The sequence below is a fragment of the Autumnicola musiva genome, from assembly GCF_031846585.1.
Taxonomy (GTDB): Bacteria; Bacteroidota; Bacteroidia; order Flavobacteriales; family Flavobacteriaceae; genus Autumnicola; species Autumnicola musiva.
The window spans coordinates 139,027-155,600 of the sequence record NZ_JAVRHK010000009.1 but is presented as its reverse complement, the minus strand read 5'-3'; the positions used below and the strand labels follow the sequence as shown (position 1 = coordinate 155,600).

General features: G+C 38.6%; 12 protein-coding genes. 7 read left to right on the top strand and 5 right to left on the bottom strand.

The features are described from left to right. The first annotated feature begins 10 nt into the window (after window positions 1-10). Genes RM539_RS13055 through RM539_RS13040 form a run of 4 tightly spaced genes read left to right on the top strand, consistent with a single transcriptional unit; the run spans window position 11 to window position 3,930 of the window. A complete protein-coding gene (locus tag RM539_RS13055) occupies window positions 11-2,155 on the top strand; it encodes a M3 family metallopeptidase (protein ID WP_311503853.1) in 2,145 nt (714 codons plus the stop codon). A gap of 14 nt (window positions 2,156-2,169) precedes the next feature. After that, window positions 2,170-2,961 (top strand): HipA family kinase, encoded by a 792-nt coding sequence (locus tag RM539_RS13050; protein ID WP_311503852.1) that lies wholly within the window; start codon window positions 2,170-2,172, stop codon window positions 2,959-2,961. After that, window positions 2,939-3,322, top strand: coding sequence for a DUF3037 domain-containing protein (locus RM539_RS13045; RefSeq protein WP_311503851.1), 384 nt, complete (start codon window positions 2,939-2,941; stop codon window positions 3,320-3,322). The genes RM539_RS13050 and RM539_RS13045 overlap by 23 nt, the downstream gene beginning before the upstream one ends. A gap of 29 nt (window positions 3,323-3,351) precedes the next feature. Further along, entirely contained in the window at window positions 3,352-3,930 is a 579-nt protein-coding gene (locus tag RM539_RS13040) for a pseudouridine synthase (protein WP_311503850.1), read from the top strand. Between the two features lie 69 nt (window positions 3,931-3,999). Here RM539_RS13040 and RM539_RS13035 read toward each other — a convergent pair whose 3' ends face one another. The 5 genes from RM539_RS13035 to RM539_RS13015 all read right to left on the bottom strand — a co-directional run bounded on the left by RM539_RS13035 (window position 4,000) and on the right by RM539_RS13015 (window position 12,799). After that, window positions 4,000-5,559, bottom strand: coding sequence for a hypothetical protein (locus tag RM539_RS13035; RefSeq protein ID WP_311503849.1), 1,560 nt, complete (start codon window positions 5,557-5,559; stop codon window positions 4,000-4,002). A 225-nt stretch (window positions 5,560-5,784) separates the two neighbouring features. Beyond that, a complete protein-coding gene (locus RM539_RS13030; protein WP_311503848.1) occupies window positions 5,785-6,342 on the bottom strand; it encodes a biliverdin-producing heme oxygenase in 558 nt (185 codons plus the stop codon). Further along, window positions 6,332-6,889, bottom strand: coding sequence for a response regulator (locus RM539_RS13025; protein WP_311503847.1), 558 nt, complete (start codon window positions 6,887-6,889; stop codon window positions 6,332-6,334). The genes RM539_RS13030 and RM539_RS13025 overlap by 11 nt, the downstream gene beginning before the upstream one ends. 36 nt (window positions 6,890-6,925) lie before the next feature. Next, window positions 6,926-9,154 carry an ATP-binding protein gene (locus tag RM539_RS13020; RefSeq protein WP_311503846.1) on the bottom strand — a complete coding sequence of 743 codons (2,229 nt, stop codon included), beginning with the start codon at window positions 9,152-9,154 and terminating at the stop codon, window positions 6,926-6,928. Continuing rightward, window positions 9,155-12,799 carry a chemotaxis protein CheB gene (locus RM539_RS13015; RefSeq protein WP_311503845.1) on the bottom strand — a complete coding sequence of 1,215 codons (3,645 nt, stop codon included), beginning with the start codon at window positions 12,797-12,799 and terminating at the stop codon, window positions 9,155-9,157. It abuts the gene before it with no gap. A gap of 755 nt (window positions 12,800-13,554) precedes the next feature. Between RM539_RS13015 and proC the strand changes: the two genes are divergently transcribed. From proC to RM539_RS13000, 3 genes are read left to right on the top strand one after another with little or no spacing between them, the layout of a single operon-like run. Further along, window positions 13,555-14,361 carry a pyrroline-5-carboxylate reductase gene (proC, locus tag RM539_RS13010; protein ID WP_311503844.1) on the top strand — a complete coding sequence of 269 codons (807 nt, stop codon included), beginning with the start codon at window positions 13,555-13,557 and terminating at the stop codon, window positions 14,359-14,361. A gap of 24 nt (window positions 14,362-14,385) precedes the next feature. Further along, window positions 14,386-15,156 carry a glutamate 5-kinase gene (gene proB / locus RM539_RS13005; protein WP_311503843.1) on the top strand — a complete coding sequence of 257 codons (771 nt, stop codon included), beginning with the start codon at window positions 14,386-14,388 and terminating at the stop codon, window positions 15,154-15,156. A 26-nt stretch (window positions 15,157-15,182) separates the two neighbouring features. Next, a complete protein-coding gene (locus RM539_RS13000; protein WP_311503842.1) occupies window positions 15,183-16,382 on the top strand; it encodes a glutamate-5-semialdehyde dehydrogenase in 1,200 nt (399 codons plus the stop codon). Window positions 16,383-16,574 lie beyond the last annotated feature (192 nt).

Genomic DNA, 16,574 nt, shown 5'->3' with positions numbered 1-16,574 from the left:
CCACACGAAAATGAAGATGAAATCATTAAAATTAATCGGCCTGTTCGCTTTTGCCTCCTTTACGGCAGGTACACAGGCCCAGGAAAATAATCAGAAAGAAATGGATAATATACTTCTTGCAGAATGGCAGGGACCGTATAGCGGAGTGCCTGCTTTTCAACAAATGCAGATAGATTTAATTAAACCGGCGATTGAAAAAGGGATGGAAATGCACCTGACCGACATTGAGAAAATTGCCAATAATCCTAAACCTGCTACTTTTGAAAATACTATTATTCCCATGGAAAAAGCAGGTGAGCCTTTAGACAGGGCTTTTACCTATTACGGAATTTATAGCAGCAATATTTCCAGCCCTGAGTTTAGAAAAGTACAGCAGGAATTATCTCCTGAAATTTCTGAATATCGTTCTAAAATTTCACAAAATGAGAAGCTTTTTCAGCGTATAAAAAATGTATATGAAAAAGCGCAGAAAGATTCACTGTCACCTCAGCAACAACGAACCATTGAGCTTATTTATAAAGATTTTGAAATGAACGGGGCTAATCTTAATAAAGAAGATAAAGAGCGTTATGCCGAAATTAATAAAGAACTTTCTCAACTCTACACCAAATTTTCAAATAATGTTTTAGCAGAAGAAGAAAATTATGTGGTATATCTTAATAAAGATCAAATTGGCGGACTTCCGGAATCTTACATAAAATCTGCCGAAATTGCTGCAACTGAAAGAGGTCATAAAGGCGAATATGCAGTAACAAATACCCGATCATCCATGGATCCTTTTCTCACTTATAGCAATGAAAGGGAACTAAGGGAGAAAGTTTGGAGAAATTATTACTCCCGCGGAGATAATCAGGATGAATTTGACAATAATGAGGTGATTTCAAAAATCCTCAAACTACGGGATGAGCGTGTGGAATTAATGGGATATGACAATTATGCCGAATGGAGGCTGCAGGACAGGATGGCTAAAACTCCCGAAAAAGCAATGGATTTGATGATGGCGGTTTGGCCGGCAGCCCTGGCAAGGGTTGAAGAAGAAGTAGCTGATATGCAAGCCATTGCCGATAAAGAAAATAAAAACATTACCATTAAACCCTGGGACTACAGGTATTATGCTGAAAAAGTGCGCCAGCAAAAATATGATCTTGACAGTGAAGAAGTAAAGCAATATCTGGAATTGGGCAATTTAACCCAGGCATTATTTTTTACCGCCGGTGAACTTTTCAACTTTGAATTTACACCGGTTGAAAAAGGAAGTGTTCCTGTTTTTCATCCCGATGTTAAAGTTTGGCAAGTAAGTGTTAAGGGCACCGACGAAACTATAGGTTTATGGTACCTGGATCCATATGCGCGCCAGGGAAAACGCTCCGGTGCATGGGCCACAACTTACCGCAGTGCCACAGAACTTATGGGCAACAGACCTGTTTTGGCTTCAAATAATTCCAATTTTATTAAGCCTGCTCCGGGAGAGCCTGTACTGGTATCCTGGGATGATGCGGAGACTTTTTTCCATGAATTTGGTCATGCTTTGCATTTTCTTTCTGCAGATGTAAAATATCCTACTCTTCAGGGTGGCGTTAGGGATTATACCGAATTCCAGTCACAGTTGCTGGAGCGTTGGTTATCTACAGATAAAGTAATTAATCAATTTCTGAAACATCATGAAACAGGTGAAGTGATTCCGCAGGAATTAGTTCAGAAAATTAAGAAAGCATCCACCTTTAACCAGGGATTTGCTACTACCGAATTTCTGGCTTCTGCCCTTATGGATATGAAGTATCATACCACGGATCCTGAAAATATAGATCCGAGAGAATTTGAAAAAGAGCAGTTGGAGAAATTAGGAATGCCGAAACAGATTGTAATGCGTCACCGTTCTCCTCATTTTGGCCACGTTTTTTCAGGTGAAGGTTACGCCACAGGATATTACGGCTATTTATGGGCCGACGTACTCACCTCAGATGCTGCGGAAGCTTTTGCTGAAGCTCCCGGCGGATTTTATGACAAAGAAGTTGCACATAAACTGGTGAAATTCCTATTTGCGCCCAGAAATGCCATGGACCCTGCAGAAGCTTATCGAAAGTTCCGCGGAAGAGATGCCAATATTGATGCCCTTATGAGGGACAGAGGTTTCCCTGTTCCGGAAAAACAGTAAATTTTATTTCCTGAATGAGTAAAACCGAATTAAGAAAAGTAATGGTTACCAGGTACATTGCCCCCTTGCGTGAAGGGGGTTCTTTACCTGCTCTTGCAGAGGCCGATGATGATTTTAAATATGTGTTGAAATTCAAAGGCGCCGGCCATGGAACCAAAGCTCTTATTGCAGAATTAATTGGAAGTGAAATTGCCCGTACTCTCGGGTTAAAAGTTCCTGAACTGGTATTTGCCGATTTAGATGAAGCTTTTGGAAGAACTGAAGCTGATGAAGAAATCCAGGATTTACTCAAGGCAAGCCGCGGTTTAAACCTTGCGCTGCACTTTCTTTCAGGAGCACTTGCTTTTGATCCTGCCGCAAACCAGGTTGATGAAAAACTGGCTTCACAAATTGTCTGGCTGGACGCTTTAATCACCAATGTGGACAGAACGTTCAGGAATACCAATATGCTCATCTGGCATAAAGAACTGTGGCTTATAGACCACGGTGCATCCTTTTATTTTCACCATTCCTGGGAGAATAAGGAAAAACATGCAAAAAGTCCATTTGAGTTGATAAAAGACCATGTTTTGCTGCCACAGGCATCTATGCTTACAGAAGTAGATAAAGAATATAAACAGCTCCTGACTGAAGATAAAATTCGCGAAATTGTTGAACTTATTCCGGCGGAATGGTTGCAATGGCGGGAAGTATTAGAACCTTCGGAAGAAATTAAAGAAGCATACATTCAGTTTTTGCTGACAAGAGTGGAAAATTCAGAAATATTTATAAAAGAAGCTCAGCATGCCAGAGAAAATCTTATATGAATATGCCGTGGTTCGGGTTGTGCCTAATGTAGAGCGGGAAGAGTTTATTAATACAGGGGTTATTTTATTCAGTAAAAAGAATAATTTTCTAAAGGTTACCTGTAAAATCAACGAAGAAAAATTAGAGTTATTCTCTAATGACACCGATGTTGAACAACTAAAAATAAACCTTTTCGCGTTTGAGAAAGTTTGCAAAGGTACCAAAGATGGTGGCCCGATTGCTAAAATGGACCACGCCTCCCGATTTAGATGGCTTACGGCCACACGCAGTGCATCTATTCAAACTTCAAGCCCACATTCCGGTTTAAGTGATAATCTGGACAAAACCCTGGAAAGATTATATGCTGAACTGGTACTTTAAAACAGAGTATTAAAAATTGCCATTTTTATATGCATTCTGAAAAGCACTTCAAAATATACAAACCTTACGGATACCTTAGTCAGTTTATCACCAATGAAAAGCCAAGAAAGAAAAAGAAATTACTGGGAGAATTATATGATTTTCCGGAAGGAACCATGTCCATAGGCAGGCTGGACCAGGATTCGGAAGGTTTGCTTTTGCTCACCACAGATGGAAAAGTGAGTGCCAATATCACCGGCGGCGAGGTGGAAAAAGAATATTATGTGCAGGTTGATGGCGAAATTACCAAAGAAGCTATTGGGAAACTTCAGAAAGGAGTGGAAATAAGCATAAATGGAAAAAGCTACTCAACACTTCCCTGCAAAGCTTTTTTACTTCAGGAAAAACCGCACTTCCCGGAAAGGACGAAAAAGATTCGTGATGAACGGCATGGGCCTACCAGCTGGATTTCCATTACACTTACTGAAGGTAAATTCCGCCAGGTAAAGAAAATGACCGCTGTTGTGGGATTTCCAACTTTACGACTGGTACGGGTAAGAATCGGAAAGGAATTTTTGGGAAATATGCAACCGGGAGAAGTGATTAACTTAGAGGAATTTGAACTGTAAAATCTACAAATTAAAGGAGGCTGCCTGCACGGCAACCTCCTTCAAGAAACAAATTAGAAAAATTTTAATTTATAAACTATAACCTAAACCTGTTAAAGCATCTACTATTAAGTCAGCATAATATTGTGCAGAAGCCCCGGGAGTAACACTATATTCAAAAGCCACTTCCGGCCTGTCCCCTAACCCATACTGGCCACTGTAGTTACCTGTACTACTATCTACATATTCCATCAACTTCCTGAAATTTGCAAAAGCACCGGTAGTAGAGGTTTCCACCTGAAATACCACTCCATGGTAATAATTGACAGGAAAAGCACTCAGTCTGCCCCGCAATACAGCAATATCGGTATTATAAGTACCTGTCCTTGGAGTGGATGAATCCCAATTGGGAGACCCATCATGGTAGATATATTCAGCTTCATCCTGGAAAGCCAGAACAATTACATTTCCTACAGGGGTTTCTCCTTCAATATTGAGAAAATCTAAAGTCCTCTCATTTCCATTTGATATTACACGTACCTGATTATCGTAAGCATCTTCATCGTTCCCGTATAATGGTAAAAGCGTTTGCTTAAGCAATGTAGCCCTCATTTCCTGTAAAGGACTTAACGTGCTACTCATTGATCCTGAAGAGTCAAAATAGATATAAATATGTGTATCTTCATTAATTACCGGTCCCCCACTATCGCAATTTATATTAAAATGATAATAATCTACTGCATCTTCCCCAACAAACATCTCCCTCACCTGAGCATCGGTAAGAACTGCAGAATGAACCACTTCTTCTGTTACATCTGGATAGGCATCAGAATTTAGAAGCGTGATTTCAATGTAGTATTGATCTTCCCCATCGGTATCAGGCAAGGCAAAGCAAACAGGAGTTCCTGCATAGTCCCCGTTGTTATCCATTTCAACTGTATTTTCAACATCTGAGTAAAGAACAGTACCGCTGGAATCTGTACCCAACCAGATATCCACAGAATATTCGGCTGGATAGTGCCTGCCATTATCTGTACAATAGTTCCCAAACATACAGAACTCGATTGCCCGGTTTGGAATAATATCAAAGAATACATAGCCGTATTGATTTACCTCACGGTTATCGTAACACAGCACTTCCACATCTACGTATTTTTTTACTCCAGGCCCTAAATTGATGCTAATAGGAAGGGCATCGCTAACATAGCCATCGTAATCCCCGCTGTCATCATCGTCTATAGGTGCCAGCCATATTACGTTGCCTCCGGCATCATAAACGATAAATTCTTCAAGTTCATAAGTACCAGGCATTAATTCCAGATCATCGGAATAATCGGTATAATAATCTTCATTACCATTTCCATCTAAATCATCAGACAGAATGTTTAAAGTAACCGGATCCATATCTACTCCTTCCTCAGAGATTACCACTACTACAGTGGCCGGAGCAGCATCTGAACATTCCGGAAGATCTGAGATCTGTTGTTTGGTATTCATCTGCCGGTTTAAAAGATCATTTAGGCTAGCTCCAAAAGACAATGTAGCCATTTCTTCCTGTTCTCTGTTACCAGAAGATTCTTCTGTACTACAAGATACGAACGACAACCCCAAAGCCATAAGACCCAAAAGAAAAAATCTAAAATTTTTCATAATAAAATATATTTGGTTAGTAAAAAATTAACAATTACCAATTTGATCATATGTGCCCTGCTTCTACTAAAGAAGATATGAGCCCATTTGGGAATTTTGAATGAAGGGGTATTTGGATACAAAGATCTATGAAAGGATAGATCTCATATTAGTCTAAGGCTAAGCTAAAACTATCTTAAAGAAAAGTGAATGGGGGAAATCCCTTAATTTCTGTATTCCAGAGTATTAAGTTACAGGTAAGGGTTGTTTAAATGCTTTTGAAAAGAAAAGGAAGGTTTCTTTAGCCTTATTAGTTGCTTCAACTACTTCCTGTTTATTAAATCTGCTTTCTTCCAGTTTTTTTACGAATCCTCTCCAGGATTTAATATTATCTCTTTTTCCATTAAAGAAATGGTGGGTTTTAATTTCAGAAAGCCCGGGACATTTTTGTAAATTTTTAGCAATTAGCATTCCTCCCATAACTGAACCCTCTACCACATAAGCAGCTCCATAAGCTTCAGCTTTAGAATTACAGTAAAATTCCATAGCGAGCGATTGCGGAATTTCTCGTGGAATACCAAGAGCCCTGAGATCCTGTTCAAGCGCTCTATGTTTGGATTCCTGATAATGGGATAACTGACTGCTAATTTGTTTTTCGGCAATATAATAAGCGATGTAATTTTGAAAAAGTAATTCCCTATACTGCTCCAGGGTAATATTATGATCCATTATTAGGTTAGCTGCATTTTCCTTTTCCAACTGCTCATGTAAAACAGCCGTAGCTTCTCTCAGATTATTTAGCATCTCCACGGGGACTAATTTTATCAATATTCTGCTTAATCCTGGTAACATTAAGCCGTTGTTCTTCATTATCAGTATTAATTTCATCCAGATATTTATAAATCTGATTGATACTAATTCTGTTTTTCCTGATTTTTTCCCGGAGTTCTTCCTTTTCAATCATATTGAAAACCACCTGCTTGAATAATGGAGCAAGCTTTTCCGACATATCCTTCATATGCTTTTTAAGTACAAAACCAGTTGCACCGGAAAGTATGGTGTTGGCAGCCAGTTCATCATTGTCTATAGTGCCGGTTACAAAAATAAAAGGAATGGTATTATCGTATTCCTTAGCTAATTTAAGCACATCCAGACCATTACAGGTGGGGAGATTATAATCGGAAAGGATAATATCTGGAGCGAAACTGTGCAGAAGAGTGGCAATATCATCCAGATTATCGGCCAGTTTTATCTCAGGTTTTTCTACTATTTTCCGGATATGATATTCCAGAAGTTCTGCATCAGTTTTTACGTCTTCTACCAGTAATATTCGTAAAGCTGTTTTTATCATTTTTTAGTTTCCCTTAAAGTTTAACACCCTCAGCCACTAAAGTTCTTCCTCCTTCAGAGTAAAATAAAAAGAGGAACCCCGGCCGGGTTCTGTTTCCACCCATATTGATCCTTCATGCTTTTCTACCACTCTTTTGGCTATTGCAAGGCCCACGCCGGTACCGGAATACTCTTCGGTGGCAATTCGCGAAAATACATCAAAAATTTTATCTTTATGTTTAGGATCAAAACCAATCCCGTTATCACTAACATAATAGAGGTTTCCTTCAGCTTCAGACTTACATCCTATTATTACTCTAGGGTTTTCTGTAGCCGATGAATATTTAAATGCATTTTCTATAAGATTTGCCATCAATTGCTTAATCATCCTGCGATCTCCTGTAATTTTAGGCAAATTTTCAATTTTGACAGTTGTTCCAGGAAATTGTGATTTTAGATTTTGAGAAGCTATAATTTCCTCTACCAGGGTTTCCAGGGAAAATACCTGTTGTACCCGGCTGGTTTGACCAACTTTGGAATACGATAAAATATCTTCTATTAATTCCTCCATCTTTTCTGCTGAACTCATTATTGTTTTCAATGCATTTTGACCGTAATTATCAAGTTTTCCCGCATAATTATCCAGCAAAATTCTGGCATAACCATCTATTCCACGCAGAGGTGCTCTTAAATCATGAGAAACACTGTAACTAAAAGTTTCCAGTTCGGCATTTGCTTCAGAAAGGTTTTTATTCAGCTCGTTAATTTCATCTTTTTGCTTTTTCACCACAACATGGGTGATACTTTCCTGCAAATTTTGTGCAGCTTCCAAATCGTAAGCTTCCCATGCTTTCGCAACTCCTGAAACTTTCTCTGTCCATATTTCAAAAGATTTACGCGGACTCAGATATTCAACCCCGTCCTTTATATAAGCATTTTTTTCAGGATTTCCACCCCAACTTACCGATTCTGAAGCTTCTGCTCTAAACCAGATTAAATAATCCTGTTTCTCCTGCCCTATTCTTATACTTAAAATTCCCGAAGCTTTATCTTTAAAATCATCTCCTTCAGGATACAATTTTGTTAAACTTTTGGTTTGAAATATTTTTTCATCCCTGTCATTCAAAAAGTTCAACAGCAAATTGATTACTTCTTCTTCAGAAGGTGTTTTTCCTGTAAGGTATAATTTACCTTTGCGGTACACCGCTCCCCCGGTAGAATCTATTAAATCTGTAAATCTTGGTTTATATTTAACCAATGCATCAGAAATATTGGCCATGGAATTCATTTGCAGTACAAGTTCCTTCCTTACTTTTTCTGATTTTTTTAATTTCTTCAGAAAAACACTGGTCGTTCTTAAGGCAAGTTTATTGGAGAACACCTGCGTTAAGAATTTACAGGACTGTCGCTTATGATAATTAATAAATTTTGGAGTATTATGGTGGCAGGCCAGCAATCCCCACAATTTCCCATTCAATATAACAGCAGCCGTAAGCGACGCCCCTACTTCCATATTTTGTAAATATTCTATATGGATAGGGGAAACTCCTCTTAATTCTGAACCTGAAATATCTAGAGGCTTATTATTTATTGGGCTTAATTCCGGTTGAATTGCTGCAGGACGATAGTTTACATCACTGATAATGCGCACTCCCTGTTTCATAAAAATCTCCCGGGCAGGTTTAGGGATATCTGTAGCGGGATAATGCAGCCCCAGCCAACTTTCCATTCCCGTTTCCTTAACCTCGGCCACTACTTCCCCGTTCCACTCTTCATCAAACCGGTACATCATCACCCGGTCATAATCAAAAAGATATTTTACCAGGGAAACAGCCTGCTGGCACATTTCTTCAATAGAACCGGAATCACCAAGTTCACTCAGGATTTTAGTAAGCTGCTCCTGAAACAGCAAAGGATCTATCGATTCCCCAAAAGGTTCAAAATCAATAATCAGGTTTTCCCCGGATAAATGCGGAATAAGCAAAAATCTGGAATTATTTAAACAGATTTCTTCCGGCAAAAGGGTTTCATTGTTGATCACCTTTTGTTGAAGTTTTTGCAGCTGCTCCGCAGGAATTACCTTTGACAGCGAATCTGACAGTACTTCTTCCAGCTCAAAACCTAAAATATCTTTAATATTATCGCTTCCCTGGGTGATCTTGAATGTATTCTTATTACAAACCAGGATAACGCCGTGTGCCTGCGCTCTGGCAATAATGTGTATGGGTTCCCTGTCGCAATTGGTTACATTAACTTTTTCAGAATAGGATATGGTATTCAAAGCCATTTATTTTCTTTTAATCTTAAAGTAGAAAGTACTTCCCACACCGGGTTGGGAATCCACCCAGAGTGTTCCCTCGTGCAAGTGAACAATTTTTTCAACATGCGCCAGCCCTACCCCTGTTCCTTCATATTTCTCATCGGTGGGTACCCGGTTGAAAATAGTAAATATTTCCTTCTGGTCTTCCTCAGAGATTCCTATCCCGTTATCCATAACCGCAAACACCCAGTAATTTCCTTCCTGGTAAGAAGAAATCCTGATTTCCGGATCCCTGTCTTTAGCCTTGTACTTAAGGGCGTTACTAAGAAGATTCTGAAAAAGCAATCTTAACTCTACCTCATAGGCCTTTACTTTTGGCAAAGATCCTATGTGCACCCTGGCCCGGGTATCTTTTATTCTCTTCCCCAGATCATATTTAACTACCTCAACCAGCTCACGGGTATTCACAAAAGTCTTTTTAGTATTTCTACCAATCCTTGAGTGTTCCAGCAAAGCTTTAATCTGATTGGCAAGCCTGTTTGATGCTTCGTCTATATAAGAAATATATTCTTTTCCTTTATCATCCAGCTTATCTGCATATATCTTCCCAAGAATATCACTTCCAAATTTAATGGTGGAAAGTGGCTCCTGAAGGTCATGCGAACAAATGGAAACAAATTGTTCCAGGTCCCGGTTGGCTCTTTCAAGATCTGCTTTTTGTTCCTTCAAATCTTCCTGGGCCTTTTTAAGCGCAGAAATATCAACGCAGGTAAATCTATGGGTAACCCCATTACCGTCCCCGTCAACTTCAATAGTAGAATTCATAATTATAGGAATAACCTCACCTGATTTTGTGATCATTTCCTGCTCTACATTCTTAAGTTCCCCTTTTTTTCTGAAAATTTCATTAAGCTTAAGTGCCTCAATCTGCGATTCTGCCTCATAGAAATCAAAAAATGGCATTCCTACAATATCTTCTTTGTCGTCATATCCAAGTTTTTCCACAGCTTCCTGATTGCACTGTACCACGAGCGAAGTAGTTGGGTCTATGCTAAAATGCATTACCGGATCTTCTTCGTAAAATGATTTAAACCTTTTTTCGCTGGAGATTAACCTTCTGCGGGATTTTTCAAGATTTTCTATATCAATAAATGTCACCACCACTCCGCTTATTTCCCCGGAAGAATCGCGGTAAGCAGATATTCTTCTGAGGAAATTCCTGCCTTCCTTAGAAGTTATTTGCTTCTCAACCGTTTTACCATTTTTTAGGACCGTTTTACAGCGGGCAACGAGATTGTTCTTTCCAATATTATCTGTAAAATGTTCAATAGGACGGCCTTCGTCAGAATTTATAAAACTGAAATGTTCCTTGATTGAAGGCGTGAATTTGCGAATCCTTAAGTTACGGTCAAGAAAAATAGTTCCAATCTGAGTACTTTCCAGCAGGTTGTTCATATCGGCGTTTAATGCTGCCAGATCATCCATTTTCTGAACGTTTTCAGCATTTACCGTATTTATCTCCTCATTTACACTCTGCAGTTCCTCGTTGGTGCTTTGTAATTCTTCATTAGAAGCTAACAGCTCCTCATTTGCAGCCTGAAGTTCTTCATTACTGCTTTCTATTTCCTCAAGGGACTGCTGGAGATCTTCCTTGGCTTTTTTCAACTCCTCCTCCAGCTCATTGATATGATTTTTTGTCCTGCTGTCTGGGGTTGACTTTTCTACCTCTTTAATTTCAGAAAGGTTTACATTCTTTTCTACAAAGGTGAGGACAAAATTAAGTTCGTCGTCAAGGTGCTTCTGCGTGAAAGGCTTTACGATAAGATCTAAAGCTTTGGTTTCACCATGGTGGCTGTAAACAGCATCACGGTAAACTGCTTTGGAGTTTTCTTTCCTTGCTGTTTTAATAGTACTAAGAACAATATGCTTCATCTCAGGCCCCATCATATCTATAAGGTTCACAGAAAAGCCGTTTACCGGAAGATTTGCGTATTTTCGAAATTCCCCGATAGCATGAAGAATATTATATTTTGAATCTATATAGACACTCGCTCCACCAAACTGATCCAGGATAGCCTCACTAAGCTGATTGATGAACTTTGTTTTGGAATTAAGCTCAAAAGATGAAGTGCCTGGTTTTTCTTTTTTTTCCGGTACGCTGTGCGACACCCTTGATGAAGAAGAACGCAAAGTTTCTGTCTGCAATCTCTTCCGCGGAAAAATATTTCGATAAATTTTCCATTTCCGGCTGACGTCATCAAAATATTCACGGTGTGTATGAATACTTTCACTTGTGCCTAAAACAAGAAATCCGTTTTCTTTCAGCCCATAATGCAAAACATTCAGCGCTTTCTTCTGAATGGAGGGTTGAAAATAAATCAGTAAATTACGGCATAGAACCAAATCCATTCTATTAAACGGAGGATTTTTAATAACGTTATGCTTTGAAAAGATTACCATACGCCGGATCTTTTCAATTACCTGATAACCTTCTGCCCTGTCTATAAGATATTTTTGTGCAAGATTGGGTGGTACATCAGCAATTATACTCTCAGTATAAATTCCCTTACTACCAATTTCCAAATGCTTTTCAGCTATATCTGTAGCAAAAATTTTCACCTCAACCTGTTGTTTATCCTGGCGCTCCAGTTCATCATTTATAAGCATCGCCAGAGAATAAGCTTCTTCACCGGTACTACAGGCTACATCCCAAACCTTTAAAACATCCCCGTCATTTTTCTTACTTATAAGCTCCGGAATAACATCATCTTCCATTATTTCCCACACCCGGGTATCCCTGAAAAATTTGGTGACCCCTATTAAAAATTCCCTGTAAAGGCAATCAATTTCTTCGGGATTAGATTTTACCAGATAATAATACTCCTCTAAAGAATTACACTTGCACACATTTACCCTGCGGGCCACTCTTCTTGCCAGTGTGGAATATTTATATTCGCTAAAATCAAGCTCGGTTTGCTGATCTACCAGATGTAGAATCTTCTTTAAAGAATGTTCATCGTATTCAATATTATCTTCAGTGTATTTTAACACAGAAGGTGCATTGATAAAATTTTGCAGTTCCTGACCCATTTCATCTATTGGAAGTATATAATCCACCAATCCGGTATTAATAGCGCTTTTGGGCATTCCATCAAATTTGGCTTCTTCCGGGTCCTGCACCATCACCATCCCGTCCTTCTCTTTTATAGCTTTTAGTCCTCGGGTTCCGTCAGTTCCTGTTCCGCTAAGAATTATAGCTATTGCTTTATCTTCTTTAAATTGCGCCAGAGATTCTAAGAATATGTCAATCGGCAGATTTAGTTTCTGATCTTTGGGTTTCTCAAGAAGATGAAATTTATTTTGTTTGACAACAAGGTTATTCACCGGTGGGATTAAATAAATTTTTCCTGGTTCAATCTCCTGCTCGTCTTCAATGTGTTCAATAGGAAGTTTGGCAGTTTTGGATAAAATTTCCCCCATCATACTTTTATAATCCGGAGAAAGATGTTGTATAACCACATAAGCGTTGTTATCTTCTTCAGGAATGCCTGAGAAGAAAGCTTTTAAGGCCTCCAGGCCACCTGCGCTTGCACCTACCGCCACTATACAGAATTCCTCAACGGGATTTTCTGATTTGGGTTGCTGGGAAAGAATATTTTCATTTTTGGTCATGGGTAGTAGTAGTAAAAATTCCGTTACGGGAAATAAAAATCAAAATTAATAGTTAAATGCGAGGTTTTTATACTGTTTCCACACTATTATGACTCTAATTCGTACAAATCTTAAACCCTTTCAGCACTAAAACCCGGATTTAACATCTCGAAATCTTAAATTCTCTTAATGATTAGTTATTAATACCTAAAGTTAGTTAAAAAAATCCCTTCTGAAGAAATAAATTTTTTGAGTATATAAAAATGTTTGCCAGAAGTGAGGAGATTTTATACACAACCTAAGGAAATTTTTACACGCTTACTGCTAAAATTTTCTAGCTGGGAAAAATCGTAACCCTGAAGGAACTTCAAATTCGGTACATTATTGCAGTATTCTGCCATATTAGCAGTTTCCTGTCAGAGCGCGGTATAAATAGGGAAAATTTAGAAAAACAATTTTTTTCGATTTCCCTACCGTCTAACTACAGCATTTAAAGGTTGAAAACTGAATTTTTCTTTATAAAACATTTTTCCAGTAATACCAGGCCAGTCCTGCCTTTTTGGGCTTATCTCAACTGGAAAATTCTCATTTAAAGACCTTTTTTTACCCGGCAAATTTAAAGAGCTATTCCAAATTTTGAAGATTTAATTTATCTTGAAGGGCAAAAAATGCCTATAAAAATTATTAATAACCGGAATGCTCGCACGATGTTTGGGCATAAAGCGTCAAACAAATCGGCGGTAATGCCGTAAAATTAATTAACCAAATAATTTAAAATGAAAGTACTAGTTATCGGAGCAGGAAATATGGGTCTTACTTATGCTGAAGGCATGGCAAAGTCCACAATGCTTAACAGAAGAAATCTAATGATCTTCGACAAGTCAGCAGAAGTATTGACCACTTTAAGCAGTATTGATCATTTTGACGTTTATGATAACATTGAAGATTGCCTTCCACAGGCCGATGTGGTTTTCCTGGCTGTAAAGCCTTACCACTGCGAAGATCTTTTTAAAGAAATAGAATCCTATGTGAATAATGAGCAAATTTATGTCTCTTTAATGGCCGGGGTTACTATAAAGAAGATTCAGGATGGCCTGGGGGTAAAAAAGGTTGTACGCTCAATGCCAAATTTACCGGCACAGGTAGGAAAAGGCGTTACTTCCTACACGGCTGCAGAAGAAGTTTCCCGTGTGGAACTTCTTATGGTAAGAAACCTCCTGGATACTACCGGTGAGTCCATTAAAGTTAAAAATGAAAACTTTATAGATGCCTCAACAGGTATTTCGGGTAGTGGACCTGCCTACGTATTCTATTTCATGCAATCTATGCTGGAAGCAGCCTTAAAAATGGGATTCTCACAGCATGACTCCAAGGTACTGGTAAGCCGCACTTTTGAAGGAGCTGTAGAGCTATTCAATCAGTCAGACCTTTCACCAACAACCTGGATGGAAAGAGTTGCCTCTAAAGGAGGAACCACACGTGCCGCACTGGATTCCATGGAGGATAATAATATAAAGGAACTCATAAAGGATGCGGCGTATGCTGCCTTTGACAGAGCTGTTGAGTTAGGAAAAGAAAAATAAAAACTTATCTGTAAAACGAATAAAATGGATAAAAAGAGAATAGTGGTAAAGGTTGGAACTAACGTAATGACCAACAAAGATAACAGGATTGTGGGTCACGTTCTTAAAAATCTTGTTAGGCAAATAGCCACTCTTTATGAACAGGATGTGCTTGTTGTACTTGTTTCATCGGGTTCAGCAATTGCCGGAAAAGAAATTCTTGGTGAGATTGCCATTACTGAAGCTTCTAAAAGAAGACAGGTATTTTCTTCAGTTGGCCAACCACGTATGATGCGTCATTATTACAGTATTTTCCATGATTACGGAATGCGCTGCGCACAGGTACTGGCTACAAAAAGAGATTTTAGTCCGGGTATTCACCGTGAAAACATGATTAACTGTTATGAATCTCTTCTTTCTGAAGGAATTATTCCTATTGCAAATGAAGATGATGCGGTTTCAGTAACCATGTCTATGTTTTCAGATAATGATGAATTAGCCAGCCTGGTTGCAGAGCTAATTGGTGCTGATTCTTTAATTATTTTAAGTGACACGGATGGATTATATACAGGACATCCAGATCATGATGAGTCAGAGAAACTGAATAAAGTTCAGGTGGATCAAAATGTTGAGAAATACGTTCAGGAATCTGGAAAAGGTGAAGGCGAAGGTCGCGGCGGAATGGAGTCCAAAATTAAGATTGCCAAAAGCACCGCTTCCAAGAATATTACCACATATATCGCAAATGGTAAAAATCCAAATGCGATCCTGGATATTATGGACGGAAAACCTGTGGGTACAAAATTTACCCAGTAAGAACAAATCAAAAAAATTGAATTAATATGAAACTTTTAAAAACAGAGACTAAAAATAATGTGCTTAAATCCATGATGCAGATTCTGGATAAAAGGCGCAACGAAATAATTGAAGCCAACAAGAAAGATCTTGACGCCTTTAGTAAAGACGATCAGGCCATGTATGATCGATTGATCGTGGATGAAAAAAAGGTAGATGGCATGATCCAGTCTGTAAAGGAAGTAATGGAGCAGGATGATCCTGTAGGACAAGTGATAGAGCACCGTCAACTGGATACCGGGCTTGATATTACCAATAAAACGGCACCGTTCGGAAATATCATGATTATTTATGAATCCCGTCCTGATGTTACTATTGAAGCTTCAGTACTTGCCTTTAAAGCCAATAATAAGATTTTTCTTAAAGGTGGTAAGGAAGCTATAAATTCCAATAAAATCTTGGAAGAATGCTGGCATGAGGCGCTTAAGGAAAATAGCCTTGGAAATGAATGGATCAAATTGCTCCATATGAGCAGAACCGAGACTCAGGAATTTCTCAAAAATCCGCCGGAGCAACTAGATCTTATCGTACCACGTGGTGGCGAAAGACTTATTGCTTTTGTAAAAGAGCATGCTACGGGAGCAGTATTGGTAAGTGGTAGAGGAAATAATTTCCTTTATATTTCTGAAAATGCCGACTTTGAAACTGCTAAAAAGGTAATCCTTAATGCTAAAACTGATAAGATTTCCGGGTGTAATGCACTGGACAAAGTTTTAGTGGATAAAAATCTTCCGCAGTACGAAGAACGAATTAAAGAACTCGTTAAGTTTATGGTAGATCATGAAGTTGAGGTGCTCGTTGACGAAGAAGTTTCAAAAATTGCCACTTCACAGTCTAAAGTTCCTTCTGAAGATACCTGGTATGAAGAATTCCTTGCCATGAAAATGGTTATTGGAAGTATTGACGGACTTGACGCGGTAATTGAAAAAATCAATAAATATTCCGGGGGACACTCAGCATCCATAATTACTAAAGATAAAGAGGAAGCGCTGAAATTTATGGAGCAGATAGATAGTGCTGCTGTTTATCATAACGCTTCTACCCGTTTCACCGATGGAGGACAAATGGGTGTTGGTGCAGAGCTGGCAATTAGTACAGACAAGCTTCACCACCGTGGGCCACTTGGATTAAAACAATTGGTTACCAATAAATATTATGTATTAGGAGAAGGCCACATAAGGGCATAATTCCTCTTACTCTTAAAGATGAAAGCCGTCCGGAAATATTCCGGACGGCTTTTTTATTTGGTATCTTCTAATCTTCTTATAAAACCTCTTAAAATTTAATTCAAGGTATTGTTGCAGGCAAGGCTGGTTTATTTCAAAAACTTTTAATCAGATTATTAAAAAATCAGGATACATGTTCAGGTTAACTTAGGA